The sequence below is a fragment of the Mesorhizobium sp. M0701 genome (genome assembly GCF_040320365.1).
In the GTDB taxonomy this organism is placed as follows: Bacteria; Pseudomonadota; Alphaproteobacteria; order Rhizobiales; family Rhizobiaceae; genus Mesorhizobium.
This window is the reverse complement of record NZ_JAMYPO010000001.1, coordinates 404,099-426,062: the sequence shown is the minus strand read 5'-3', so window position 1 is coordinate 426,062 and position 21,964 is coordinate 404,099. Positions and strand designations below refer to the sequence as shown.

Here is a 21,964-nt window from a genome sequence, read left to right as displayed (position 1 = left end):
CGCGAAGGGCCATTGCAATTTTTTGAGACACGCGTATCGTATTGACATGAATGTCTCACGTCAACAAGCGGCAATGGACGACGATGCCAGCCAAGGGCCGAACCCCCAAGTAGAGCGCGGGGCCCGCGCGCGCACCAGGCGTCTCATGCTTGAGACGGCGACAAAGCTGATGCAGGCGGGCGCCACGCCCTCCGTCAGCGAGGTGGCGGAGGCAGCGGAGGTCTCGCGCGCCACCGCCTATCGGTATTTTCCGAGCCAAGCGGCGTTGGTGCAGGCGGTGGTCGATGAGGGGCTTGGGCCGATCCTTACGTGGAAATCGAGCTCTGCCGATCCCGAGCGCCGGGTCGCCGAGCTGTTCGAGACCGCCATGCCGCGCATCGAGGTCTTCGAAGCGACGTTCAAGGCGGCGCTGAAACTGTCGCTCGACCAGTGGGCGCAGCGACAGGCAGGCACGCTTGACGGCGAACCTGCCTTCACGCGCGGCCATCGCGTCGATCTTTTGAAAGATGCGATCGCGCCACTCAAAGGCCGGTTGCCGCCGCGCGAATTCAAGCGGCTCGCGCAGGCGCTGTCATTGATCTTCGGTGTTGAGGTGCTGATCGTTTTAAAGGATATATGGGGATTGGATAGCCGCAGTATGATGTCGGTTGCGCAATGGGCGGCCGGCGCTCTTGTGCGCGCGGCTATGACCGAATCGATGATTGAAGGAGATGGGATCGCGCCGACGACCGCCGTGAGATGACGCCAATCTGGTTCGACCAGATTTTCAACCTGGCTATTCATGCTACTAGCGATGCAGCGGCCCAAGTAAGGCATTCATGTATCAAGGAGTAGGAAAATTCAGGGAAAACAGGCAGATATCGCAGAAGCCAACTTGTCTGCGTGTCCGCCACCGCCCAAGAAAGGGCTTGACGTTCCTCTTAAATTGGTAATACCAGATCAGGACAAATAAAGCGGATCAAAGGTGAAGGCTGAGATCCGTTTCGGTCGAGCGAGGAGGCTCAAAAACCGGAACGGTGCCGTCACGGGAGGACTACCAGGGCCGGCCTCGCCGCCGGCTCGCATGACGCGGTAGAATGCGCACAAGGGAGGAAATCATTATGCGCAAGACAATGACCAGCTTGCTTGCTGGTATCGGCCTAGTGCTCGCCTGCGGAACGTCCGTCTACGCGCAGGAAAAGGAACTTACAATCTTCTGGGCGGAATGGGATCCGGCCAATTACCTGCAGGAACTCGGCAACGAGTACGAGAAGGAGACCGGCGTCAAGATCACGGTGGAAACCACACCGTGGCCCGACTTCCAGACCAAGGCCTTCACCGAGTTCAACGCCCATGGCGACGCCTACGATATGGTCGTCGGCGACTCGCAATGGCTTGGTGCTGGCTCGACCGGTGGCCACTATGTCGACCTGACCGACTTCTTCAACAAGCACAAGGTCGGTGAAGTGATGGCACCGGCCACGGTGAAATACTATGCCGAATATCCGGGCGGCAGCAGCAAGTACTGGGCCATTCCGCTCGAAGGCGACGCCGTCGGCTGGTCCTATCGCAAGGACTGGTTCGAAGACCCCAAGGAAAAGGAAGCCTTCAAGGCCAAGTATGGCTACGATCTCGACGTGCCGAAGGATTTCAAGGCGCTACGCGACATCGCCGAATTCTTCTACCGGCCGGACCAGAAAAAATACGGCATCGCCATCTACACCGACAATTCTTATGACGCGATGGCGATGGGCTTCGAAAACGCGCTGTTCTCCTTTGGCGGCGAGCTGGGTGACTATAAGACCTACAAGGTCGATGGCTTCATCAACTCCGACAAGGCGATCGCGGCGCTCGACGCCTACAAGGAACTCTACAAGTTCACGCCTCCGGGCTGGGCCAAGTCGTTCTTCGTCGAGGACAACCAGGCGATCACTGAAAACCTGGCCGCGATGAGCATGAACTACTTCGCGTTCTTCCCCTCGTTGATCAACGAGGCGTCGAACCCGAACGCCAAGAACACCGGCTTCTTCGCCAATCCAGCCGGACCTGGCGGCGACCAGTTCGCCGCACTCGGCGGTCAGGGCATCTCCATCGTTTCCTACTCGCAGAAGCAGGAAGAGGCGACGAAGTTCCTGGAATGGTTCATCAAGGACGAGACCCAGAAGAAATGGGCAGCGCTTGGCGGCTACACCTGCAGTGCCGCCGTGCTCAACTCGCCCGAATTCCAGAACGCCACGCCCTACAACAAGGCGTTCTACGAGACCATGTTCAAGGTCAAGGACTTCTGGGCGGTTCCGGAATACGCTGAACTGCTGCAGCAGCTTAACCAGCGCATCTATCCTTACATGATCGGCGGCGAAGGCACCGCCAAGGAGACGCTGGACGCACTGGCAGCCGACTGGAACGCGACCTTCAAGAAATACGGCCGCGGCCAATAAGTATGAAGTTTCACGGAGGGGGCGTTCGTGCCTCCTCCGTTTCTTTTTCTGATTTTTGAAATCTTTCTGATTTCTGAACTGGGAGCAGGGTCTTGGCGACCACAATGATCACCACGCTGGACAGGTCCTCGCGGGCCGCCGCTCGCGGTCTAAGCGACATTTCGATCCGCAATCTCTTCATCATCCCGACGATCCTGTTTCTGATCGTCTTTAACATCTTCCCGCTGATCTATTCGCTGGGCTATTCGTTCACCGATTTCCGCGCCTCGACCAGCGCGGCGGCGAATTTCGTCGGGCTGCAAAACTATCGCGACCTGCTCAGCGATCCCTATGTCTGGTCCAACTTCGCCATCACCGCAAAATACGTCATCATCTCGGTCGCCGGCCAGCTGCTCGTCGGCTTCGGCGTGGCCATGCTGCTCAATCGCGACATTCCGCTCAAGGGCCTGCTGACGACGCTCCTGTTGTTGCCGATGATGCTGTCGATGGCCGTCGTCGGCCTGTTCTGGAAGCTGCTCTACGATCCGTCCTTCGGCATCATCAATTATGCGCTCGGCCTCGGCACCTTCGAATGGCTGTCGAATCCGAAAATGGCGCTCTATGCGGTTGCGCTGACCGACATCTGGATGTGGTCGCCCTTCGTCATGCTGTTGTCGCTGGCCGGCCTGTCGGCCGTGCCCAAGCATCTCTACGAGGCAGCCGCGATCGACAGGGCCGGGCCGTTCTACACCTTCTTCCGCATAACGCTGCCGCTGGTTGCGCCGATCCTGATGATCGCGGTCATCTTCCGCACCATGGAGGCGTTCAAGACCTTCGACCTCGCCTACATCCTGACCAGCCAGCCGACGGCCGAGCTGATCTCGATCCGGCTCTACAAGATGGCGTTCCAGGAATGGCAGACCGGGCGTTCCTGCGCGCTCGCCTACATCGTGCTGATCATGGTGCTGGCGATCACCAACATCTATGTCAAATACCTCAACAAGGTGAAGGAGCGCTGAGATGGCCGCAGTCCGCACTTCTTCCGAAATCACCTTCAACCGGGTCGCCATCGTCGCTGTCCTGCTGGTGACGATCATCTTCCTGGCGCCGATCTACTGGATCGCCTCGACGGCGTTCAAGCCGCGCAACCTCGCCACCACCATTCCGCCGACGGTGGTTTTCCAGCCGGAGATATCGCCCTTCGTCAAGTTGTTCACCAAGCGTTCGCAGCTGCGCAGCCCGCCGTCGCCGGAGGAGTACGCGGCTGCGCCGTGGTGGGAGCGCGTCGTCTTCAATGGGGGCGAAAAGATCGTGCGCGACGGCAAGGGCCAGGTGCAGTGGTCGGGCTATCCGAGCCGTTTCATGAACTCACTGATCGTTGCCATAACCTCGACCGTCCTGGCCGTCGGCATGGGCACCTTCACCGCCTATGGGTTCTCGCGCTTCAAGGTAAAAGGCGAGGCGGACCTACTGTTCTTCATCCTGTCGACACGCATGCTGCCGCCGGTGGTCGTCGCCATTCCGATGTTCCTGATGTACCGGGCGGTCGGCCTCAACGATTCCCATATCGGCCTGATCATCCTTTACACCGCCTTCAACCTGTCCTTCTCGGTGTGGCTGATGAAAGGCTTCATGGACGAGATCCCCAAGGAGTATGAGGAGGCGGCCCTCGTCGACGGCTATACGCGCATGGAGGCCTTCTTCAAGATCGTGCTGCCCGAGGCCGCCACCGGCATCGCCGCCACCGCCGTGTTCTGCTTTATCACGGCGTGGAACGAATATGCCTTCGCACTGATCATGACCAGCCGCCGTGCCCAGACAGCACCGCCCTTCATCCCCAGCCAGATCGGTTCCGGCCTGCCGGACTGGACGGTGATTGCCGCCGGAACCTTCCTGTTCCTGCTGCCGGTCGCGATCTTCACCTTCCTGCTCCGCAACCACCTGTTGCGCGGCATGTCGTTTGGAGCGATCCGCAAATGAGCTTTCGCGACATCAACCAGAAATATCTCGAACCGGGCAGCCAGGTGCTGATGGTGCTCGGTATCATCGCGCTCTGCCAGCCGTGGAACATGCTGCTGCACAGCTATGGCGTGACCATCATCCTGATCGGCCTGATCGGCTTCAACATCACCTCCAAGATCGCGCCGGAGGAGAAGGCCGGCACCGGGCAAGGGGCAAATCCGGGGGCACAGCATTGACCCAGATCGAGCTTCGAGGCGTCCAGAAATATTTCGGCGCCGTCCAGGTCATCAAAGACCTCAACCTGAAGATCGACGACAACGAGTTCATCGTGCTGCTCGGCCAGTCGGGCTGCGGGAAGACGACGACGCTCAGGGCGATTGCCGGGCTGGAGACGATCGACGGCGGCGACATCCTCATCGACGGCAAGCCGGTCCAGCACCTCAAGGCCGCCGATCGCGATATCGCCATGGTCTTCCAGTCGTTCTCGCTCTATCCGCATATGAGCGTCTATGAGAACATCGCCTTTCCGCTCAGGGCGACGCGCAAGAGCAAGGCCGAGATCGACAGCGAGGTTCGCTCGGTCGCCAAGAAGCTGCAGATCAGCGATCTCCTCGCCAAGAAACCGTCGGCGCTGTCGGGCGGCGACATGCAGCGCGTGGCGATCGGCCGAGCCTTGGTGCGGCGGCCGAAGGCGATGCTGATGGACGAGCCGATCGGGGCGCTCGATGCCAAGCTGCGCGAGGAGATGCGGGCCGAGATCAAGCGGCTGCACATCAAGCAGGGCTCGACCAGCATCTACGTCACCCACGACCAGATCGAGGCGATGAGCCTCGCCGACCGCATCGTCATCATGCATGAAGGTGTGCTGCAGCAGGTCGGCTCGCCGGACGAGGTCTATTCGCATCCGGCGAATCTTTTCGTCGCGCAATTTGTAGGCAGCCCGGTGATGAACGTCGCCGACGCTTCGGTGACCGAGAAAGCCTCATCGGCCTCGGTCACGGTCGGCGATGCGGCCGCCGGTTTCGAATTCCCGCGCGCCTTGCTGTCGAAGCTCAACGGCCATGCCGGCAGCCAACTCGCGCTCGGCATCCGGCCGGAAGGCGTCCTCGTCCGCCGCGAAGCCGCCGAGGGATTCTTGCCGGTGGAGACGCAGATCGTCGAGCCGCTCGGGTCCTTCGACATCGTCGACCTCAAGGTCGGCTCCAAGATGCTGCGTGCGCGCACCAAGAGCGGCTTCATCGGCGGCCCCGGCGAAAGAGTCTTCGTCAGAATCGATCCCAGCCAGGCGCATTTCTTCGACACGGCGAGCGGCAAATCGCTGGGAGTGAGACTCTGATGGCCCACATCCAGCTCAAGAACATCTCGAAGAAATTCGGCAATCACACCGCCTTGACCGGGCTCGATCTCGACATCGCCGATGGCGAGTTCTTCGTCCTGCTTGGCGAGACCGGCGCCGGCAAGACGACGACGCTGCGCATGATTGCCGGCCTGGAAAAACCGAGCGAAGGCCAGGTCTTCATCGACGGCGTCGATGTCGCCGACTGGGGCGCGGCCGAGCGTGACGTGGCGCTGGTGCTGCAGCAATATTCGCTGTACCCGCGCTATACGGTGCGCCAGAACCTCGAATTTCCGCTGAAGCCGAAGATCCGCCGGCTGCCCGATGCCGAGATCAAGGATCGTGTCGACCGCGCGGCCAGGACGCTGAGGATCGAGCATCTGCTCGACCGCAAGACCGACAGGCTTTCAGGCGGCGAGATGCAGCGCGTCTCGATCGGTCGCGCCATCGTGCGCAAGCCGCGGGTATTCCTGATGGACGAGCCGTTGTCGGCGCTCGACGCCAAATTGCGCGAGGCGCTGCGCACCGAATTGAAGAACCTGCAGATGCAGCTTGGCGCCACCTTCCTGTTCGTGACGCATGATCAGATCGAGGCGATGTCGATGGGTGACAAGGTCGGCGTGCTCAACCATGGCCGCATCGTACAGACCGGCACGCCGTACGAGATCTATAACAATCCGCGCGACACCTACGTGGCAAGCTTCGTCGGCTCGCCGCCGATGAACCTCATCGACGGCAAGCTCGTCAACGGACGTGCGGTGATGGCGCCGCTCAATTTCGAATTGCCGTTTGCGGGGGGTGCCAAGACTTCGGGGGGTGCCAAGACTTCGTGGGGGCTAAAGACGGGCGCGGCGACCGACGGTCGCCCGCTCGTCTTCGGTATTCGTCCCGAGGACGTCTATCTCGAGACCGGCGCGCCGGTCGAGGCGCGGGTCCATGACGTCGAGAACCATGGCGTCGAGAAGATCCTGACGCTGCGGGTCGGCGACGCCATGCTGCGCGCCACCGTGCCTGCGAGGACCGACGTCCAGATAGAGCAGCCGGTGCGCTTTGCCTGGAACCCGGACAAGGTGGTGCTGTTCGACAAGGGCAGCGGAATAAGCCTGCGTCACGCCGGCTAAGTACAAGCGTCTTTACTGCGCTAGAGCGGGATACGTTCAAAGTGAACCGTGCATGCCGCTCTATCCATGTGTTTTAGCCGCATTTGTGCGACGCCACGTGATTCCGCTTGGCTGCGAAATGCTCGAGTCTTCCCGTCATCCCCCGTACGGGGGATGCGGATGCTCCGATTTGTCGAATAGGCTGATCCTTTGGTCCCAAACGGGCTTTGCAAGCCCAATTTGGAGGCCCAAAATGGAGGGTTGGCTATGGGAAATCTGTTCCGCAGTTTTGCGACGATCCTGCTCGTCGCCGGTATGGGATTGTCGGCGGCGCATCTGGGCGAGGCGCAGGCAGCCAAGAAAGTTGTCGCCGGCGCGAAGGTCGACGCCAAGAAGATCAAGGACCTCAACGGCACGGTCAATCTGTCCACCAGCGACTGCAAGCTGTTGTTGAGCGGCACCGTCGTGGAAGTCTCGGATGGCAGGTGCGGGGCCTCCGGCAAATATTGCAAGAGCAGCGCCGGCTCGGCCTGCATCACCGAGCAATAAGCCGGCCAACGTTTAGCCGGCCTGGCGGATCTCCGCCTGTTCCTCGGCCCGGAAATGGCTGGGCGGCGATCCGATGACCCGTTTGAAGGCGCGGCTGAAGGAGGCGTCGGATTCGTAGCCGAGGCGCGCCGCGACGACGGAAATCTTGAGCCGGTCGCGGACCAGCCATTGCCTCGCCTGGTGCATCCGCACCTGCGTGACGTACTTTGCCGGTGTTTCGCCGACAATGGTTGCGAAGCGCTCGGCGAAACCTGATCGCGAGGCACCCATCATCTTCGCCAGAGCCTCCACCGTCCAGTCGCGGTTCGGTTCCAGATGGATCGCGGCCAGCACCCGGCCGATCTCGCGGTCCCTGACCGCCGCAATCCAACCGGAAGAGTCGCCGCAGCCGCGCTCGACCCATGAGCGGATGACGGTCGCGGCGAGCACATCGGCCAGCCGCGCCAGGATGCCGCCAGAGCCGACGCGCTCCATCGTCACCTCGCGGGCCATCGCTTCCAGCAAATGCGGGATACCTGGCTCATAGGCCTCCAACTCATGTGCGCGCATCACGTCCGGCATCATGCCGAGCAAGGGGTGCAAGCCATCGAGATTGAAATACATGCTGCCGAAAAACAGCAAGGTCCCCGGACGGCAGCCGGGCATGCCGTCATTCGACATGCAATAGACACCCTTGCAGATTTCCTCGACATCATAGCCGTGGATCGGCGCCGCCTCGATACCCGGCTCGCTCGCCAGCGTGTGGGCTGAGCCGCGCGGCAACAAGGCAGCGTCGCCCGCCTTGAGCTCGACCCATTCACCGGACGGCTGCAGCAACCAGCAGCCTTGGCGGCCGATGAAATGAAACCGTGCCGCCGCCTGAGCCGGAAAATGGATGCCCCAGGGTTCCTTCATCTCGCAACGGCCGTAATCGACGCCTTCGAGGCGCAATCCGCGCAATATGTCTGTCAGCGGATCACCGGTGATTGGAATTTTGGACGAACGGTCAAGCATAATGGTGTTTCTAGCATGGAAACTCCAGACAGTCACTCCCTATGTTGCATTGCAGCCAAATGCTGCGCTGCAACCAGATCGGAGATCCCTCATGACCGAACCCGCGACAGGCGTCATGGACGCCGTTCTCGACCCATCGGAAACCGGCGAACGATCCGAGCCCGCATGGGGGGCGGTGGTCTCCCTGGCGCTCGGAGTCTTTGGCCTGGTGACCGCGGAATTTCTGCCTGCCAGCCTGCTGACGCCGCTTGCACAGGATCTCGGCATCACCGAAGGCGCCGCCGGGCAGGCGGTAACGGCCACCGCCGTCATTGGCGCGATTGCGGCGCCGACCATGGCTATTGTCACCAAGCGGCTGGACCGCAGGCTGGTCATGTGGGCGCTGACGGTGCTGCTTGTGCTGTCAAACCTGGTGGCCGCGTTTGCGTCCTCGCTTCCCGTTCTTCTGATTGCCCGCATCATGCTCGGGATCAGTCTTGGCGGCTTCTGGTCGATGTCGGCAGCCATGGCGATGCGGCTCGTTCCGATGCGGCTGATGCCGCGTGCCATGTCGATCATTCTCACCGGCGTTTCGGTGGCGACGGTCTGCGCGGCTCCGGTCGGCGCCTATGTCGGCGACATCTGGGGCTGGCGGACGGCGTTCATGATCGCCGCCGTGGTTGGTGCGCTGGCGCTGCTGGTGCAGGTGGCTACCATCCCGAAGCTGCCGCCTGCAGGTACGGCAGGTTTTCGTACGCTGCTGGAGGTGATGAAGCGGCCGATGATCAGGGTGGCGCTGCTGGTGGTGCTGCTGGTCGCCTCGGGACATTTTGCCGGCTTCACCTATGTCCGCCCGTTTCTCGAGAAGGTGCCCGCGCTGGACATCGAGACGATCTCGCTTGTGCTGCTCGCCTACGGCATTGGTGGCTTCTTCGGCAATTTTGCCGGCGGCTTCATTGCCGAACGCAGCCTCAAGGCAGCCGTCAGCCTGGCGCCCCTGCTGATCGCGTTTTCGGCGCTCCTGCTGCTGGTGGTCGGAGGTTCACCCGTCGTGGCTGCAATAGCAGTGGCCAGCTGGGGCTTTGCCTTCGGCGCCGTCCCAGTCGGGCTGCAGACCTGGCTGGTGCGGGCCGCCCCCGATCAGGCGGAAAGCGCCGGTGGGCTCATGGTTATGACGTTCCAGGTCGCCATCGCGTTGGGCGCCGTCTTCGGCGGCCTGCTGGTCGACAATACCGGCGTTGCCACCGCCTTCGCCTATTGCGCGGCGGCGACGTTGCTTGCGGCACTGGCGGCGTTCTTCCTTGGCCCCAAGCCGATCGACGACCCCAAGGCCTAAACGGAACGGCCGTCGAAGTCGAAGACCGGCACGGCGGCGACGTCCAACGCCTCGATGCAATTGATATTGATATAGGCACTTCGCCCGCTCCCTTCGCCGACATCCTCGGCGAAGGGGTGAATGCCGCAGCTGCGGCAGAAGCGGTGGGCGATGACATGGTTGCCGAAGCTGTAGCGGCCGAGATCATCGCCCCAGGCAAGCACCCGCATGCTCTCATGCGGAACTGCCCATAGCAGTGCACCCTTGCGCGAGCAGATCGAGCAATTGCACCGAACGGCTCCGGTCAGCTCGCCTTCGACCTCGAACGCGACCTTGCCGCAGTGGCAGCTGCCTTGGTAGAGCATCGGGCCTTCCTCCTTCGGTTCGACAGGTGCAAATCCGACCGTGCCGGGCTATGTCTCCTGCGGCCAGTTTCTGGCTACTACCTTAAGACGTTGCAAGCGCGCGGAGTCCGACACCGAAAAATGCAATCAGCCCGCGATCACCTCGAAGCAATTCTTTCGCCTCTTGCCGCTCGCGTCGACGATGAGAGGGTTTTCGTAAAGCTCTACCCGGAAGCCGCACGGGCGGCGGCGGACGCCACCGATGCGCGGCGAAAAGCCGGCGTCACGCTCGGGCCGCTCGATGGGGCGATCGTCTCGATCAAGGATCTGTTCGATGTCGCCGGCGAGCCGACCACGGCGGGCTCTCTGCTGCTCGCCAACGCAGCGCCGGCGCTGCGGGATGCCATTGTCGTGCAACAGTTGCGCCAGGCCGGCGCAATCATCCTCGGCAAGACCAACATGACCGAGTTCGCCTTTACTGCGATCGGCGTCAATCCACATTATGGCACGCCCGGCAATGCTAGCGATGCCAGCCGTATTCCGGGCGGCTCCTCCTCAGGCGCCGGCGTTTCGGTGGGCGAAGGCACCAGCGAAATCTCCATCGGTTCCGATACCGGTGGTTCGGTGCGCATTCCGGCATCGCTGAATGGCGTCGTCGGTTTCAAGCCGACTGCGCGGCGCGTGCCGCTTGCGGGTGCGTTTCCGCTGTCAGCCACGCTGGACTCGATCGGTCCGCTGGCCCGCACCGTCGCCGAATGTGCGGCGGCCGATGCAGTGATGTCGGGCGAAAACCTGGCGGCACTGTTGCCGCTGCCGCTGGACGGCCTGCGCATCGGTATTGCGCGCGGCGTGCTGTTCGATGATACGCAGGAAGAGGTCGCGACGACGTTCGACCGGTGTCTGCGCAAGATAGAGCTTAGCGGCGCACGGCTTGTGGAGCTGTCGATCGACGACCTGCTTGCCGATCTGCGCGTGGCAACCCAACGCGCGTCGATCGCGGCGATGGAAGGGGCGGAGATCCATGCCGACTGGCTGGCGACGGGAGCGACGAGGCCGGTCGACCCGCGGGTAAGCGGGCCATTGTCGCGCGCCGCCGCCATTCCGGCCACGGTCTATATCAGGGCAATGCGCCGCCGCACGGCGCTGGCCGCCGCGATGGATGACCGGCTGGCGTCGGTCGACGTGCTGGCCCTGCCGACCACACCGGTGACGGCGCCGACGATCGTGTCGATGACCAGCGACGAGGCTCTGTGCAACAGGACGGAAGGCCTTCTGCTGCGCAACACGCAGGTCGCCAACCAGTTCGATCTATCAGCCATCTCGCTGCCGATGCCGGGAATGACGCGTCCGGCCGGGCTGATGCTGGTGGCGCGCAATGGCCATGACCACCACCTACTGCGCATCGCAGCCGGCGTGGAGGGGCTGCTTGCAAATTGATCGGATAGCGCGTGTCAGCGCGACGAGCAGTGGCCGCGTTCGCTGTCCTTGGCGGCGCGTTCGATGCTGGTGGCGACCAGCCAAGGCAGGGTGTACCGCTTGCCGTTGAAGGTCCGGGTGCGGTTCTCGATCGAGCCGACAACAACGACCTTGCCGGCATAGAGCTTGTCTGAAAGATCGAGCGCCTTGTCTTGCTGCGGCAGGCGATCGATGTCGATTGAAACGCCTTTGATGAGCTTCCCAGCAGCGAGGTCGAGTGCGCTGTTCGATGGACAGGGTGCCGCCACGCAGCGTATGCCGTTGTCGCAGAACACGTAGCTACCCTGTCCGTTGGCGAAGGCTTGCGCCGTCGCCACGCAGAAGCCGGCGGTCAGTAGGAATTTTGTGACGCTTGCCATGCTGGCACCATCGCCGGCGAATTCGGGAAAATTGGGGCGCTTTCAGAAATCGGCAGGGAACCGCCGCCGGTAGTGCTCGACCACTTCGGGGTTGCGCAGATTGACCGGCAATCTGTTGGCCAGCACCAGCAAGGCTTCGCCAGCCGCGCCGACGCCCATGCGCATCATCGACTGCTCGGTAATCCCAGCCATGTGCGGGGTGACGATGACGTTGTCGAAGCCGAAATAAGGATGGTTGGGCGGTAGCGGTTGTGTAGCAAAAACATCGAGCGCAGCGCCGCCGATGCGGCCCTTCTGCAAGGCCTCGATCAGCGCGTCGTCATCGATCACCGGCCCGCGCGAAACATTGATCAGCAGCGCATCCGGCTTCATCCGCTCAATGCGCTCGCGGCTGATCAGCCCCCGTGTTTCGGGCGTCAGCGGGCAGCACAGAACGATGATGTCGCTCTGCTCGATGAGTGCATCGATCGACAGGAAGCCGACCCTGTCCGGCGCCGGCCGCATGCTGCGCGTCGTCGCCACCACATTCAGATCGAACCCATGGGCGGCGATGTGGCCAACCGCCTGACCGATCGCGCCGAGGCCGACAATGCCGATCGTCTTGCCCGCTAGCTCGCTGGCCACCACCGTGTGTTCGCGGCCCGCCAGCCAGCCCTTCGCACGCAAGTCGCGGTCCAACACACGGAAGCGCCTAAGCAGCGCCAGCGCCGCGAACATCACATATTCGGCGACAGATCGCGCGTTCACCCCCGGCACATTCGCCACCAGCACGCCGGCCGCATTGGCCGCTTCCATCGGTACCATGTCCAGCCCGGCGCCGTGGCGGATCGCGGCCCTGAGCTTCTTCGCGCCTTCGAAAAGCGCCGCAGGCAAGGGAGCGCGAACGATGATGACATCGGCGTTCCTCGCCTCGGCGGCCAGCGTGGCCGCATCGAGGGCGGAAGCAACGACGAGTTCGCCGGCCCCGGTCAGCATGGAAGCGGCACGAGGGTGCAGTCTGTGTGTTGACAGGATCTTGGGCATTTCAGGCCTTTTCGAGCGCAGGGCTTTCCGGTTCCGCCCCACGCCCCTCGATCAGCCCCTTCCAGTAGCTTTCCGCGCCTTGCAGGTGGGCGCTCATCAGCGCCTGGGCGAGATTGCCATCGCGGCGCAGCAGCGCCTCGTAGATCTGGATATGCTCGGCATGGGAGCGCACGCTGCGTTCGGGATCGTTGAAATAGATCGGCAGGCGCAGTTCACCCATCATGTAGTAGACGCTGCAGATATTGTGGAAGACGCTGTTCTTGGTCGCCCGCACGATCTCGAGGTGGAACTCGCGGTCTTCCCGGGCAAGCCCTTCACCGGCGGCGATGCGATCCTCGGAGGCCTTCAGGATCTCGCGCAGCCGCTCGAAATTCTCCTCGGTGGCGCGTGAACAGGCAAGTTCGGCGGCCTTGATCTCGTGGATCTTGCGCAACTCGACCGTCTCGTAGATCTGGACGGGATCGAGCGGCAGGCCGGCGCGGGCGAACAGCGCCATCGCCTCGACGCTCGCCTGCTTCGTATCGATGTAGATGCCGGATTTCGCCCGTCGCTCGACGATGCGCATGGCCTCGAGAATGGCCAGCGCCTCGCGGATCTGGCCGCGGCTGACGCCGAAATGCTCTGCCAGTTCGCGCTCCGACGGCGTGCGGCCCGTCTCCTTGTCCGAATGGGAGAACAGATAGGCGGCGAGTTCCGCGAGAAGGTTCTTTTCTTTCATGTCAGCCGTGTTGCGCGTGCGCCTCCAGGAACCGCTCCGAAATGGTGAATCCCAGCCCGGGTCTATCAGGGATCGCTACCACACCGTCCTTTGCTTCGACAGTCTCTTCGATCAGATCGTGGATCATCGGGTTGGCGCCGAGCGAATATTCGACGGTGAAGCTCGCCGGCGAAGCAGCGCAGACATGCAGCCCGGCAAAGAAGCAGGGCGCGCCGGCCCAAAGATGCGGCGCAAAGCGCAGATTGAAGGCGCTGGCGATGGTGCCGATCTTCATCGCCTCGCTGATGCCACCGCAAAAGGCCGGATCCGGCTGGAATATATCGGCGGATTTGAGCACGGCGAGGTCGCGGAAGGCATAGCGCGTCGCCTCGCTTTCGCCGGTGGCGATCGGGATCGAACCGCAGGCGCGCACCTCGGCCATGCCGGGCTTGTCGTCGGCGATCACCGGCTCCTCGAACCAGGCGAGATCGAGGTCGCCGGCGAGATGGATAAAGCGCTTGGCTTCGGCCACCGTGTAGGTGCCGTGCGCGTCGACCATCAGGTCGATATCGGGACCGAGCGCCTGTCTGGCGGCACGGACGCGAGCGGCCGAGATATGTGGGGCGCCGTCCATGGCGCCGACGCGCATCTTCAGCGCCTTGAAACCGCCCTTGGTGATGTAGGACTGCAGCTGGTCGCCGATGGCTTCCGCAGTGGCCCAGCCGCCGGAAGCATAGGCCGGCATGCGGTCCAGCTTGCGGCCGCCGAGCAGCCGCCAGACCGGAACGCCGAGCGATTTGCCAAGAATGTCCCACAATGCGATGTCGACGGCGCTGATAGCGGCGATGCTCATGCCGCGTCGTGCCAATTGCGGCATGGCGTGGCCAGCGCGAGCGGCGCTGTCGTGGCGCGTGCCATTATAGAGCATCTCCCATATGACGCCGATGTCAGCCGGGTCGCGGCCGACCAGCTGCGGGCCGACCTCGTAGTTCAGCAAATGGACAAGGGCGCCGTAGCTGCCGGCGCTGCCGGCGGCATTCTTGCCCTCGCCCCAGCCGACCAGCCCGTCGTCGGTCTCGATGCGCAGGATGGCGGCGTCGAACGTCGCTACCTGACCGAAGTCGCTGCGGTGCTGCTTCGCGGCTTCGATCGGTATGCGGACCCACCAGGCTTGGACCGTCTTGATGCGCATGTTCATCCTCGGCCCGGCCGCGGTGAGGCGGAAGGGCTTTTCCAAACGGCTCGGCTACTTGATCAGCGGCAGCAGCGTTTCCGCGTTGATGCGCATCTGGTCGGTGTAGAATTTCTCCGTGAGCACGCTGGAGCCGTGGTCCTGAATGAATTTCAACTGCTCCGGCGAGATGTCGACGGGGTTGCGTTCGACCATGTCGGGATAGGGGGCAGCCGGCGTGCGGTCGACGGGGGCGACGAATTCATTGGTCAGCGCGCCGTCATAGCCGATCTCCTTCAGCGTGCCGACGATCTTTGGCCAGTCGATCTGCCCGAGGCCGGCGGCGAAGCGGTTGTTGTCGGCGACATGGAAGTCGTACAGGCGCTTGCCGACCTGCCGGATGGCGTCGTAGACGTTAAATTCTTCCATGTGGATGTGGTAGGCGTCGAGGCAGACGCCGCATTCGGGACTGACCGCATCGGCCAGCGCCAGTGCCTGGGCGCCGCGGTTGAACAGATAGGTCTCGAAGCGGTTGAGCGGCTCGACCGCGATCTTGACGCCGACCTTCTTGGCGTGGGTGAAGCATTCCCGGGTGGCGTCGACCACCCATTTCCACTCCTCTTCCTCGGTGCCGTCCGGCACCACCTTGCCGACGGTGGCCGGAACCAGCGTGATGATCTCGCCATCAAGTTCGCTGACCATGGTCAGCACGTCCTTGACATACTGCACCGAGCGCTCGCGTTGGCCCTGGTCCTTGGCGGCGAGATTGCGCTCGCCCAGCATCAGCGTCACCGCTCCCCAGCAGCGAATGCCGTACTCGTTCAACAGTGCGCGCGTCTCCTTAGGCTTGTACTGTTCGGGTTCGCCGGAGATCTCGATCGACTCGTAGCCGAATTTCTTGATGCGCTTGAGCGTCGTTTCCAGCGGCTCCGCCCGCATCCAATTGTGCGTCGAAAGATGCATGGTCTATCCTTCCCAGAATCGTCTGTACCAGTTCGCCTGCGGCGCACTCTGCCGAAGCGTGTCGCATGATTCCTCCCCAAGGCGTCCCAGCATTTTTGGCAAACTGGTTCGACCAATTGGGCCTGATGGGAGGTCTACAGTAATTTTATCTGGACGGCAAGAACTGCTGTCATCAAGCGTTGGTTCCTAGCTAGACCATTGATTATGCTTAAACATGTGGCCTAACTCGGCATGGTTGCAGGACCGTCGCAGCGCGTCAAATGGCTTGACCAGATTTCGGCATTTGGTAATACCAGAATAGCAGCGCTGAGCGCGCTGTGCAAAGAGACCAAAGACGCTGGCCCTGTTTTCAATCGGCGCTATGCTTGGTCGTGAAACATAGGGAGATGCCGATGCCGACGACGATGAAGGGGCCTGGTCTGTTCCTGGCGCAGTTTGCGGGCGATGCCGCGCCGTTCAATTCGCTGGCCTCGATCACCAAATGGGCGGCTGGTCTGGGCTACAAGGGCGTGCAGATCCCAACATGGGACGCCCGATTGTTCGATCTCGAGAAGGCAGCCTCCTCCAAGGCCTATTGCGACGAGGTGAAGGGCATCTGCGCCGATGCCGGCGTCGAAATCACCGAACTGTCGACGCATCTGCAGGGGCAACTGGTGGCGGTGCATCCCGCCTATGACGCGCAGTTCGACGGCTTTGCGCCGGCTGCGGTGCACAACAATCCAAAAGCCAGGCAGCAATGGGCGGTCGAACAGATGAAGTTCGCCGCCAAGGCGTCGAAGAATCTCGGGCTCAAGGCGTCGGTGTCGTTTTGCGGAGCGTTGGCCTTCCCATACCTCTACCCCTGGCCGCAGCGGCCGGCGGGATTGATCGAGGAAGCGTTTGCCGAACTCGGCAAGCGCTGGAAGCCGATCCTCGACGTTTATGACGAGAACGGCGTCGATGTCGGCTACGAAATCCATCCGGGCGAGGACGTGTTCGACGGCGCGACATTCGAGATGTTCCTCGATGCGGTCGGCGGCCATAAGCGCTGCAACATCAACTACGACCCGTCGCACTTCCTGCTGCAGCAGCTCGATTATCTCGAATTCATCGACATCTACCACGAGCGGATCAAGGCGTTCCACGTCAAGGATGCCGAGTTCAATCCGACCGGGCGGCAAGGTGTCTATTCCGGTTACCAGAGCTGGACCAACCGTGCCGGGCGTTTCCGCTCGCTCGGTGACGGGCAGGTGGATTTCGGCGGCATCTTCTCCAAGCTCACCCAATACAATTACGATTCATGGGCGGTGCTGGAATGGGAATGCTGCCTCAAGCACCCGGAGGATGGTGCTGCCGAAGGCGCTCCCTTCATCCAGCACCACATCATCAGGGTGACGGAAAAAGCATTCGACGACTTCGCCGGCGGCACGACCGATAAAAAGGTGCTGCGCGGCATGATGGGGATCTAGCACAGATATCCCTCCCCCTCGAGGGGAGGGTCGATCCACGCAGCGGATCGGGGTGGGGTCGCTGGGCGTAGAGCTCGGCATGAACCAACCCCACCCGGCCCTGCGGGCCACCTTCCCCTCAAGCGGAGGGGTATTTCAGTGACGAGGGAGAAAATCATGGTTGGCGCATCGAAGACGGAAACGGGAGGCGGTCCGATCCGTTACGGCATGGTTGGCGGCGGACAAGGCGCCTTTATCGGCGCGGTGCATCGCATCGCGGCGCGCATTGATAACGAGTTCGTGCTGGTTGCCGGCGCCTTGTCGTCGAATCCGGAGCGCGCCAAGGCCTCGGCGGCCGAGCTTGGGCTCGATCCGGCGCGCAGCTACGGCTCCTATGCCGAGATGGCCAAGGCCGAGGCCGAGCGGCCGGACGGCATCGAGGCGGTGGCCATCGTCACGCCGAACAATGTGCACGTGCCGGCAGCCAAGGCTTTTCTCGAGGCCGGCATCCATGTCATCTGCGACAAGCCGCTGGCGACGTCGCTGGCCGAGGCGAAGAGGTTGGCCGCGCTGGTCGAGAAGACCGGCAAAGTTTTTGTGCTGACGCACAACTACACCGCCTATCCGATGGTGCGGCAGGCACGCGAGATGGTGGCCAAAGGACAGCTCGGCGATGTCCGCATCGTGCAGTCGGAATATCCGCAGGACTGGCTGACCGAAGATCTGGCCGCCACCGGCCAGAAGCAGGCTGCGTGGCGCTCAGACCCCAAGCAGGCCGGTGCCGGCGGTGCGCTGGGCGATATCGGCACGCACGCCTACAACCTCGCCCGTTTCGTCTCCGGGCTGGAGCTCGATTCGTTGTCGGCCGATCTCGATGCGTTCGTACCGGGGCGGCTGCTCGACGACAACATCAATGTGCTGCTGCGCTTCAAGCCGGTCGGCGGGTCGCACCCCGCCAAGGGCATGATCTGGGCAAGCCAGGTGGCGCCCGGCCACGAGAACGGCCTGAAATTGCGCATCTACGGCTCGAAGGGCGGGCTCGAATGGGTGCAGGCCGATCCGAACTATCTCTGGTACACGCCGTTCGGCCAGCCGAAGCAGTTGATCACCCGAAACGGCGCGGGAGCGTTGCCCGTTGCCGGGCGCGTCAGCCGCGTTCCACCAGGCCATCCGGAAGGCTATCTCGAAGGTTTCGCCAACATCTACCAGGAAGCCGCGCGGGCCATTCGTGCGGCGCGCCGGAAGGGCGGCAAGCCGGCTAAGGATGTCGTTTTCCCAACTGTGCAAGACGGCGTCGAAGGCATGGCCTTCATCGAGGCCTGCGTGAAATCGGCGAAGAAGAATGGAGTATGGACGAAACTTTAATCACTGCGTCCGGTTAACGGGAAGTCCCCCTCACCCGGATTGCCAGCCGAATTGCAAGGGCAATTCGGGGCATTCCGATCTCTCCCCGAGGGGAGAGGAGATCGCCTGCGTTGGCGTCTGCATCTTGTCCCCAGCGGGGAGAAGGTGGCCGCGAAGTGGCCGGATGAGGGGGCTTGTGGCGAAGTCGCCGGAGGAGCAAGCCCGGCCGTCAAAGGGGAGGGGCGTCGATGAAAATCGGCATGTGCATGTTGTTGTGGACGACCAGTGTCACGAAAAAACACGAGCCGTTGTTGAGGGATATCAAGGCGACCGGCTTCGACGGCGTCGAGATACCGGTCTTCTCCGGCACGCCGGACGACTACAAGAAGCTCGGTGAGTTGCTCGACCGCATCGGGCTGCAACGTACCGCCGTCTCGGCGATGGGCGATCCGGCGATGAACCTGATCTCGGCCGACGCCTCGACGCGCAAGGCCGGGATCGACTACATGAAATCGGCGATCGACTGCGCTCAGGCGCTTGGCGCGAACACGTTGAGCGGCCCGCTGCATTCGACACTCGGAGCCTTCTCCGGCAGCGGGCCGACGGCGGCCGAGAAAAAACGTTCGATCGCTTCGCAACGCGCCATTGGCGACTATGCCGGCAACAAGAGCATCACCATCGGACTGGAGGCGCTCAACCGCTTCGAATGCTATCTGCTCAACACGATGGACGATTTGTCGGCGCATATCGACGCGATCGACCGGCCGCACATCAAGGCGATGTACGACACCTTCCACGCCAACATCGAAGAGGCCGACCCGATCGGCGCCTATATGCGCAACCGCAAGAACATCGTCCATATCCATATTTCGGAGAACGATCGCGGCGTGCCGGGCCGCGGCCACGTCCCCTGGAAGGAGACTTTCTCCGCCATTCGCAAGAGCGGCTACGACGATTGGCTGACGATCGAGGCGTTCGGGCGTTCGCTGAAGGATCTGGCCGCGGCCACCAAGGTGTGGCGCGACTTTTCCGAAGGCCCGGAAGCTGTTTACCGCGACGGCTACAGGCATATCAGGAATGGATGGAGGAAGGCGCCCTAACCGCACGCCTGCGCAACGCCCCCCGTCAGCCCTGGCCGGCCTGGATCCGGTTGTAGTCGTGGATCGTCCTGCTCAAGCGGCGGCGCAGGAAATTGGAAATGTTGTCGAAGATGAAAACGACGAGCAGGACCAAGAGCACCATGTAGAAGACATTGGCCCAGTTGGAATTGGTGCGCATGGCCTCCCAGAGCTTCAGGCCGATGCCACCGGCACCGACGGCGCCGATGATCGTCGCGCCCCTGGTGTTGGATTCCCACTGATAGAGTGTCTGGCTGATGAAGACCGGGATCACTTCCGGCAGCACGCCATAGCGCTGCACCAGCAAGCCGTTGGCGCCGGTCGACTGGATGCCCTCGCGTGGCTTGTCGTCGATGTTCTCGAGGCCTTCCGAATAGACTTTGCCGAGCGTGCCGATCTCGGTGAAGAAAATCGCGGCGCTGCCGGCAAGCGGCCCCGGGCCGAAGGCGCGGGTGAAGAACAGCGCCCAGATCAGCATGTCGACCGAACGCATGAAATCGAAGAACCGCTTTAGCACCTGGCTAAGCAGGCCGCTCGGGGTGATGTTGCGGGCGGCGAAGAAGGCGAGCGGGAAGGCAACGATGCCGCCGAGCAAGGTGCCGAGAAACGCCATGACGATGGTCTGGAACAGCTTCGTCCAGACGTCGCCATGCTGCCATTGGGCGTTGTTCCAGATATTGTCGGCGGCCAGCGCAATGTTTGATGTGCCCGGCTTGAGCTGGGGTCCGGACATCAGCAACGAGACCACCTCGCCGGGCGACTTGCCGAAGAAGGGCGAGCGTGTGTCGAAGACGAAATTCGCCCAGCCGAGGAAGCGCTTGCGGACCTTGACGCGATCGACGGTTATACGGACCTCGCCGGCAAAGCCCATCCTGGCGACGATCTCATCGTCATGCGCGGTGATCCACTCCGGCACCGGGCCGGATATTACCGGTTTGCCGCTGGCCAAGGACACCGGCACCGTCTGGCCATTGGCGACCAGCGTCGCCTCGGTCTTGTCGAAGGTGACCGATTTGGCCCGGCCGTCGATCAGGATGGTGTAGGAGCCGTTGGCGTTGGTGATGACCCAATCGGGATGCGGGTCTTCGCCGAGCGCCGAAAAACGCGGGTATCTGGGTGTGATCTGAGGCTGGTCGAGACGGAATTCCGGCTGCAGATCGTAGCTGATCCATTGCGTCAGGAAGAGCGGCAGGCGCTCCCAGTGCGATTCCCTCAGAACTTGCGGCAGGCTGAAGAACCACAAGGCGTAGAGGAGATAGAGCAGGATGCCGGTGAACAGGACCAGCGGGCCGAAGCGTTTGTACAAGGGCCGCCGGAACACTTGGGGAAAGCGCTCCTCGATCGACCGCATCTCATCGGCGGTCATTGCGGCCATGGGCAGTCTTCTTGTTGATTTGCCATGATCTTTTCCAAAAACCGGAATCCACTTCAGGCACCCATCATGAATGCCTGCTCGCCGACGAGCTTGCGGCGTAGCCAGGCGGAAAACTGGTCGACGAGGAAGATCGTCGTGAACAGCAGCAGCACCAATGCCAGCGTCTTGGCGCCGAAGCCGCGCGAGATGGAGAGCTTCAGTTCCTCGCCGATGCCGCCACCGCCAACCGCGCCGATAATGGTCGAGATACGCACATTGATCTCGATCCTGAGCAGCGTGTAGGACATGAAATTGGGCAGCACTTGCGGCAGGCCGGCAAAGCGCACGCGCTCGAACCAGTTGGCGCCGACCGCCCGCAGGCCTTCTTCGGCGCGCATGTCGATGTTTTCGTTGATCTCGTAGAAGAGCTTGCCGAGGGCGCCGATGGAATGCAGGCCGATGGCGATAATGGCTGCGACCGGGCCGGTCGAGAGGATGGCTGCGAACAGGCCGGCAATGACGATCTCGGGGAAGGCGCGAAGCAGTTCCATGAAGCGCTTGACGACGAGCCTGAGCACCGGACTCGGCGTCAAGTTGCGCGCGGCGATGAAGGAAAAGGGCACCGCAAAGACAAAGCCGATGAAAGTGGAAACCAGCGCCACGTTAAGCGTGGTGAGCATCAGCTCGAAATATTCGGGTAGATAAAAGCCGCCCCAGAGATAGACGCGGCCAAGCGGGAAGTTGAACTCTTGGCTGCCCTTGTCGTGCGGCGATGTGATGTCGAACAGCGCCCGCCAGACGTCGTTCCAGTCCTTGGGAACAAGCCAACTAAGGAAATCCAGTATGTGCGGCAGCCGATCGAAGAAATGTCCGGCATTGGCCTCGTCGGCGAACCACATGGCTGTGCACATGGCGACAAGCAGTGAGCCGATGCCGAGCGCCGTGTAGAACCGGCGCAAGAACGTCTGGCGTCGCCAGGCGTCTGCTGCCTGCCGGACCGCGTCTGAACGAATTGTAGCGGCGAAGGTCATACGGGATCACGAGCGGACAAAAAAAGG

General features: G+C 62.3%; 22 protein-coding genes. 13 read left to right on the top strand and 9 right to left on the bottom strand.

Annotation, left to right across the window (positions count from 1 at the left end):
- Positions 1-46 precede the first annotated feature (46 nt).
- From NKI24_RS02105 to NKI24_RS02070, 8 genes are all read left to right on the top strand, one after another.
- Positions 47-742: a TetR/AcrR family transcriptional regulator gene (locus NKI24_RS02105; RefSeq protein ID WP_502901422.1), complete on the top strand. Its 696-nt coding sequence runs from the start codon at positions 47-49 to the stop codon at positions 740-742.
- Positions 743-1,100: 358 nt separating this feature from the next.
- Positions 1,101-2,417, top strand: coding sequence for an ABC transporter substrate-binding protein (locus NKI24_RS02100; RefSeq protein WP_352743047.1), 1,317 nt, complete (start codon positions 1,101-1,103; stop codon positions 2,415-2,417).
- Between the two features lie 92 nt (positions 2,418-2,509).
- Positions 2,510-3,415 (top strand): carbohydrate ABC transporter permease, encoded by a 906-nt coding sequence (locus NKI24_RS02095; protein ID WP_254816733.1) that lies wholly within the window; start codon positions 2,510-2,512, stop codon positions 3,413-3,415.
- 1 nt (position 3,416) lies between these two features.
- Positions 3,417-4,376, top strand: coding sequence for a carbohydrate ABC transporter permease (locus tag NKI24_RS02090; protein WP_352448403.1), 960 nt, complete (start codon positions 3,417-3,419; stop codon positions 4,374-4,376).
- The gene (locus NKI24_RS02085) at positions 4,373-4,594 is read left to right on the top strand and encodes a hypothetical protein (protein ID WP_023675179.1); all 222 of its coding nucleotides are present in this window, start codon (positions 4,373-4,375) and stop codon (positions 4,592-4,594) included. The genes NKI24_RS02090 and NKI24_RS02085 overlap by 4 nt, the downstream gene beginning before the upstream one ends.
- Positions 4,591-5,694, top strand: a complete 1,104-nt coding sequence (locus NKI24_RS02080) for an ABC transporter ATP-binding protein (protein WP_352448402.1) — start codon at positions 4,591-4,593, stop codon at positions 5,692-5,694. The genes NKI24_RS02085 and NKI24_RS02080 overlap by 4 nt, the downstream gene beginning before the upstream one ends.
- Positions 5,694-6,815 (top strand): ABC transporter ATP-binding protein, encoded by a 1,122-nt coding sequence (locus NKI24_RS02075; protein ID WP_352448401.1) that lies wholly within the window; start codon positions 5,694-5,696, stop codon positions 6,813-6,815. Before NKI24_RS02080 ends, NKI24_RS02075 begins: the two co-directional genes overlap by 1 nt.
- 246 nt (positions 6,816-7,061) lie before the next feature.
- The gene (locus tag NKI24_RS02070; RefSeq protein WP_352448400.1) at positions 7,062-7,343 is read left to right on the top strand and encodes a hypothetical protein; all 282 of its coding nucleotides are present in this window, start codon (positions 7,062-7,064) and stop codon (positions 7,341-7,343) included.
- Positions 7,344-7,355: 12 nt separating this feature from the next.
- Here NKI24_RS02070 and NKI24_RS02065 read toward each other — a convergent pair whose 3' ends face one another.
- Complete coding sequence (locus tag NKI24_RS02065) at positions 7,356-8,336, bottom strand: AraC family transcriptional regulator (RefSeq protein ID WP_352448399.1); 981 nt, start codon at positions 8,334-8,336, stop codon at positions 7,356-7,358.
- A gap of 91 nt (positions 8,337-8,427) precedes the next feature.
- On the opposite strand from NKI24_RS02065, the gene NKI24_RS02060 reads away from it, so the two are divergent.
- A complete protein-coding gene (locus NKI24_RS02060) occupies positions 8,428-9,651 on the top strand; it encodes an MFS transporter (RefSeq protein WP_352448398.1) in 1,224 nt (407 codons plus the stop codon).
- Here the strand turns inward: NKI24_RS02060 and NKI24_RS02055 are convergent.
- Positions 9,648-9,995, bottom strand: coding sequence for a GFA family protein (locus tag NKI24_RS02055; RefSeq protein WP_023675184.1), 348 nt, complete (start codon positions 9,993-9,995; stop codon positions 9,648-9,650). The genes NKI24_RS02060 and NKI24_RS02055 overlap by 4 nt on opposite strands.
- Before the next feature lie 120 nt (positions 9,996-10,115).
- Between NKI24_RS02055 and NKI24_RS02050 the strand changes: the two genes are divergently transcribed.
- Positions 10,116-11,411, top strand: a complete 1,296-nt coding sequence (locus tag NKI24_RS02050; RefSeq protein WP_352448397.1) for an amidase — start codon at positions 10,116-10,118, stop codon at positions 11,409-11,411.
- 14 nt (positions 11,412-11,425) lie between these two features.
- Here NKI24_RS02050 and NKI24_RS02045 read toward each other — a convergent pair whose 3' ends face one another.
- Genes NKI24_RS02045 through NKI24_RS02025 form a run of 5 tightly spaced genes read right to left on the bottom strand, consistent with a single transcriptional unit; the run spans position 11,426 to position 15,663 of the window.
- The gene (locus NKI24_RS02045) at positions 11,426-11,809 is read right to left on the bottom strand and encodes a DUF6748 domain-containing protein (protein ID WP_023675186.1); all 384 of its coding nucleotides are present in this window, start codon (positions 11,807-11,809) and stop codon (positions 11,426-11,428) included.
- Positions 11,810-11,851: 42 nt separating this feature from the next.
- Positions 11,852-12,832, bottom strand: a complete 981-nt coding sequence (locus NKI24_RS02040) for a hydroxyacid dehydrogenase (protein ID WP_352448395.1) — start codon at positions 12,830-12,832, stop codon at positions 11,852-11,854.
- A gap of 1 nt (position 12,833) precedes the next feature.
- Entirely contained in the window at positions 12,834-13,550 is a 717-nt protein-coding gene (locus NKI24_RS02035) for a FadR/GntR family transcriptional regulator (RefSeq protein ID WP_352448394.1), read from the bottom strand.
- Between the two features lies 1 nt (position 13,551).
- Positions 13,552-14,721 (bottom strand): mandelate racemase/muconate lactonizing enzyme family protein, encoded by a 1,170-nt coding sequence (locus tag NKI24_RS02030; RefSeq protein WP_352743042.1) that lies wholly within the window; start codon positions 14,719-14,721, stop codon positions 13,552-13,554.
- Between the two features lie 54 nt (positions 14,722-14,775).
- A complete protein-coding gene (locus NKI24_RS02025) occupies positions 14,776-15,663 on the bottom strand; it encodes a sugar phosphate isomerase/epimerase family protein (protein ID WP_023675190.1) in 888 nt (295 codons plus the stop codon).
- Between the two features lie 392 nt (positions 15,664-16,055).
- On the opposite strand from NKI24_RS02025, the gene NKI24_RS02020 reads away from it, so the two are divergent.
- From NKI24_RS02020 to NKI24_RS02010, 3 genes are all read left to right on the top strand, one after another.
- Positions 16,056-17,111: a sugar phosphate isomerase/epimerase family protein gene (locus tag NKI24_RS02020; RefSeq protein WP_292661180.1), complete on the top strand. Its 1,056-nt coding sequence runs from the start codon at positions 16,056-16,058 to the stop codon at positions 17,109-17,111.
- Between the two features lie 156 nt (positions 17,112-17,267).
- Positions 17,268-18,455, top strand: coding sequence for a Gfo/Idh/MocA family protein (locus tag NKI24_RS02015; RefSeq protein WP_352448391.1), 1,188 nt, complete (start codon positions 17,268-17,270; stop codon positions 18,453-18,455).
- A gap of 227 nt (positions 18,456-18,682) precedes the next feature.
- On the top strand, positions 18,683-19,534 hold the full coding sequence (locus NKI24_RS02010; protein WP_352448390.1) for a sugar phosphate isomerase/epimerase family protein: 852 nt from the start codon (positions 18,683-18,685) through the stop codon (positions 19,532-19,534).
- A gap of 25 nt (positions 19,535-19,559) precedes the next feature.
- Here NKI24_RS02010 and phnE (NKI24_RS02005) read toward each other — a convergent pair whose 3' ends face one another.
- Together phnE (NKI24_RS02005) and phnE (NKI24_RS02000) are read right to left on the bottom strand one after the other, a co-directional pair.
- Positions 19,560-20,927, bottom strand: coding sequence for a phosphonate ABC transporter, permease protein PhnE (phnE, locus tag NKI24_RS02005; protein ID WP_352448389.1), 1,368 nt, complete (start codon positions 20,925-20,927; stop codon positions 19,560-19,562).
- 53 nt (positions 20,928-20,980) lie between these two features.
- Positions 20,981-21,937: a phosphonate ABC transporter, permease protein PhnE gene (gene phnE / locus NKI24_RS02000; protein WP_352743039.1), complete on the bottom strand. Its 957-nt coding sequence runs from the start codon at positions 21,935-21,937 to the stop codon at positions 20,981-20,983.
- Positions 21,938-21,964 lie beyond the last annotated feature (27 nt).

What these genes read in the sequence shown, in the direction of transcription:
- NKI24_RS02105 (WP_502901422.1), top strand. Translation starts at nt 47, where the DNA reads ATGAATGTCTCACGTCAACAAGCGGCAATGGACGACGATGCCAGCCAA.
- NKI24_RS02100 (WP_352743047.1), top strand. Translation starts at nt 1,101, where the DNA reads ATGCGCAAGACAATGACCAGCTTGCTTGCTGGTATCGGCCTAGTGCTC.
- NKI24_RS02090 (WP_352448403.1), top strand. Translation starts at nt 3,417, where the DNA reads ATGGCCGCAGTCCGCACTTCTTCCGAAATCACCTTCAACCGGGTCGCC.
- NKI24_RS02085 (WP_023675179.1), top strand. Translation starts at nt 4,373, where the DNA reads ATGAGCTTTCGCGACATCAACCAGAAATATCTCGAACCGGGCAGCCAG.
- NKI24_RS02075 (WP_352448401.1), top strand. Translation starts at nt 5,694, where the DNA reads ATGGCCCACATCCAGCTCAAGAACATCTCGAAGAAATTCGGCAATCAC.
- NKI24_RS02070 (WP_352448400.1), top strand. Translation starts at nt 7,062, where the DNA reads ATGGGAAATCTGTTCCGCAGTTTTGCGACGATCCTGCTCGTCGCCGGT.
- NKI24_RS02065 (WP_352448399.1), bottom strand. Translation starts at nt 8,336, where the DNA reads ATGCTTGACCGTTCGTCCAAAATTCCAATCACCGGTGATCCGCTGACA.
- NKI24_RS02060 (WP_352448398.1), top strand. Translation starts at nt 8,428, where the DNA reads ATGACCGAACCCGCGACAGGCGTCATGGACGCCGTTCTCGACCCATCG.
- NKI24_RS02055 (WP_023675184.1), bottom strand. Translation starts at nt 9,995, where the DNA reads ATGCTCTACCAAGGCAGCTGCCACTGCGGCAAGGTCGCGTTCGAGGTC.
- NKI24_RS02050 (WP_352448397.1), top strand. Translation starts at nt 10,116, where the DNA reads ATGCAATCAGCCCGCGATCACCTCGAAGCAATTCTTTCGCCTCTTGCC.
- NKI24_RS02045 (WP_023675186.1), bottom strand. Translation starts at nt 11,809, where the DNA reads ATGGCAAGCGTCACAAAATTCCTACTGACCGCCGGCTTCTGCGTGGCG.
- NKI24_RS02040 (WP_352448395.1), bottom strand. Translation starts at nt 12,832, where the DNA reads ATGCCCAAGATCCTGTCAACACACAGACTGCACCCTCGTGCCGCTTCC.
- NKI24_RS02035 (WP_352448394.1), bottom strand. Translation starts at nt 13,550, where the DNA reads ATGAAAGAAAAGAACCTTCTCGCGGAACTCGCCGCCTATCTGTTCTCC.
- NKI24_RS02030 (WP_352743042.1), bottom strand. Translation starts at nt 14,721, where the DNA reads ATGCGCATCAAGACGGTCCAAGCCTGGTGGGTCCGCATACCGATCGAA.
- NKI24_RS02025 (WP_023675190.1), bottom strand. Translation starts at nt 15,663, where the DNA reads ATGCATCTTTCGACGCACAATTGGATGCGGGCGGAGCCGCTGGAAACG.
- NKI24_RS02020 (WP_292661180.1), top strand. Translation starts at nt 16,056, where the DNA reads ATGCCGACGACGATGAAGGGGCCTGGTCTGTTCCTGGCGCAGTTTGCG.
- NKI24_RS02015 (WP_352448391.1), top strand. Translation starts at nt 17,268, where the DNA reads ATGGTTGGCGCATCGAAGACGGAAACGGGAGGCGGTCCGATCCGTTAC.
- NKI24_RS02010 (WP_352448390.1), top strand. Translation starts at nt 18,683, where the DNA reads ATGAAAATCGGCATGTGCATGTTGTTGTGGACGACCAGTGTCACGAAA.
- phnE (WP_352448389.1), bottom strand. Translation starts at nt 20,927, where the DNA reads ATGGCCGCAATGACCGCCGATGAGATGCGGTCGATCGAGGAGCGCTTT.
- phnE (WP_352743039.1), bottom strand. Translation starts at nt 21,937, where the DNA reads ATGACCTTCGCCGCTACAATTCGTTCAGACGCGGTCCGGCAGGCAGCA.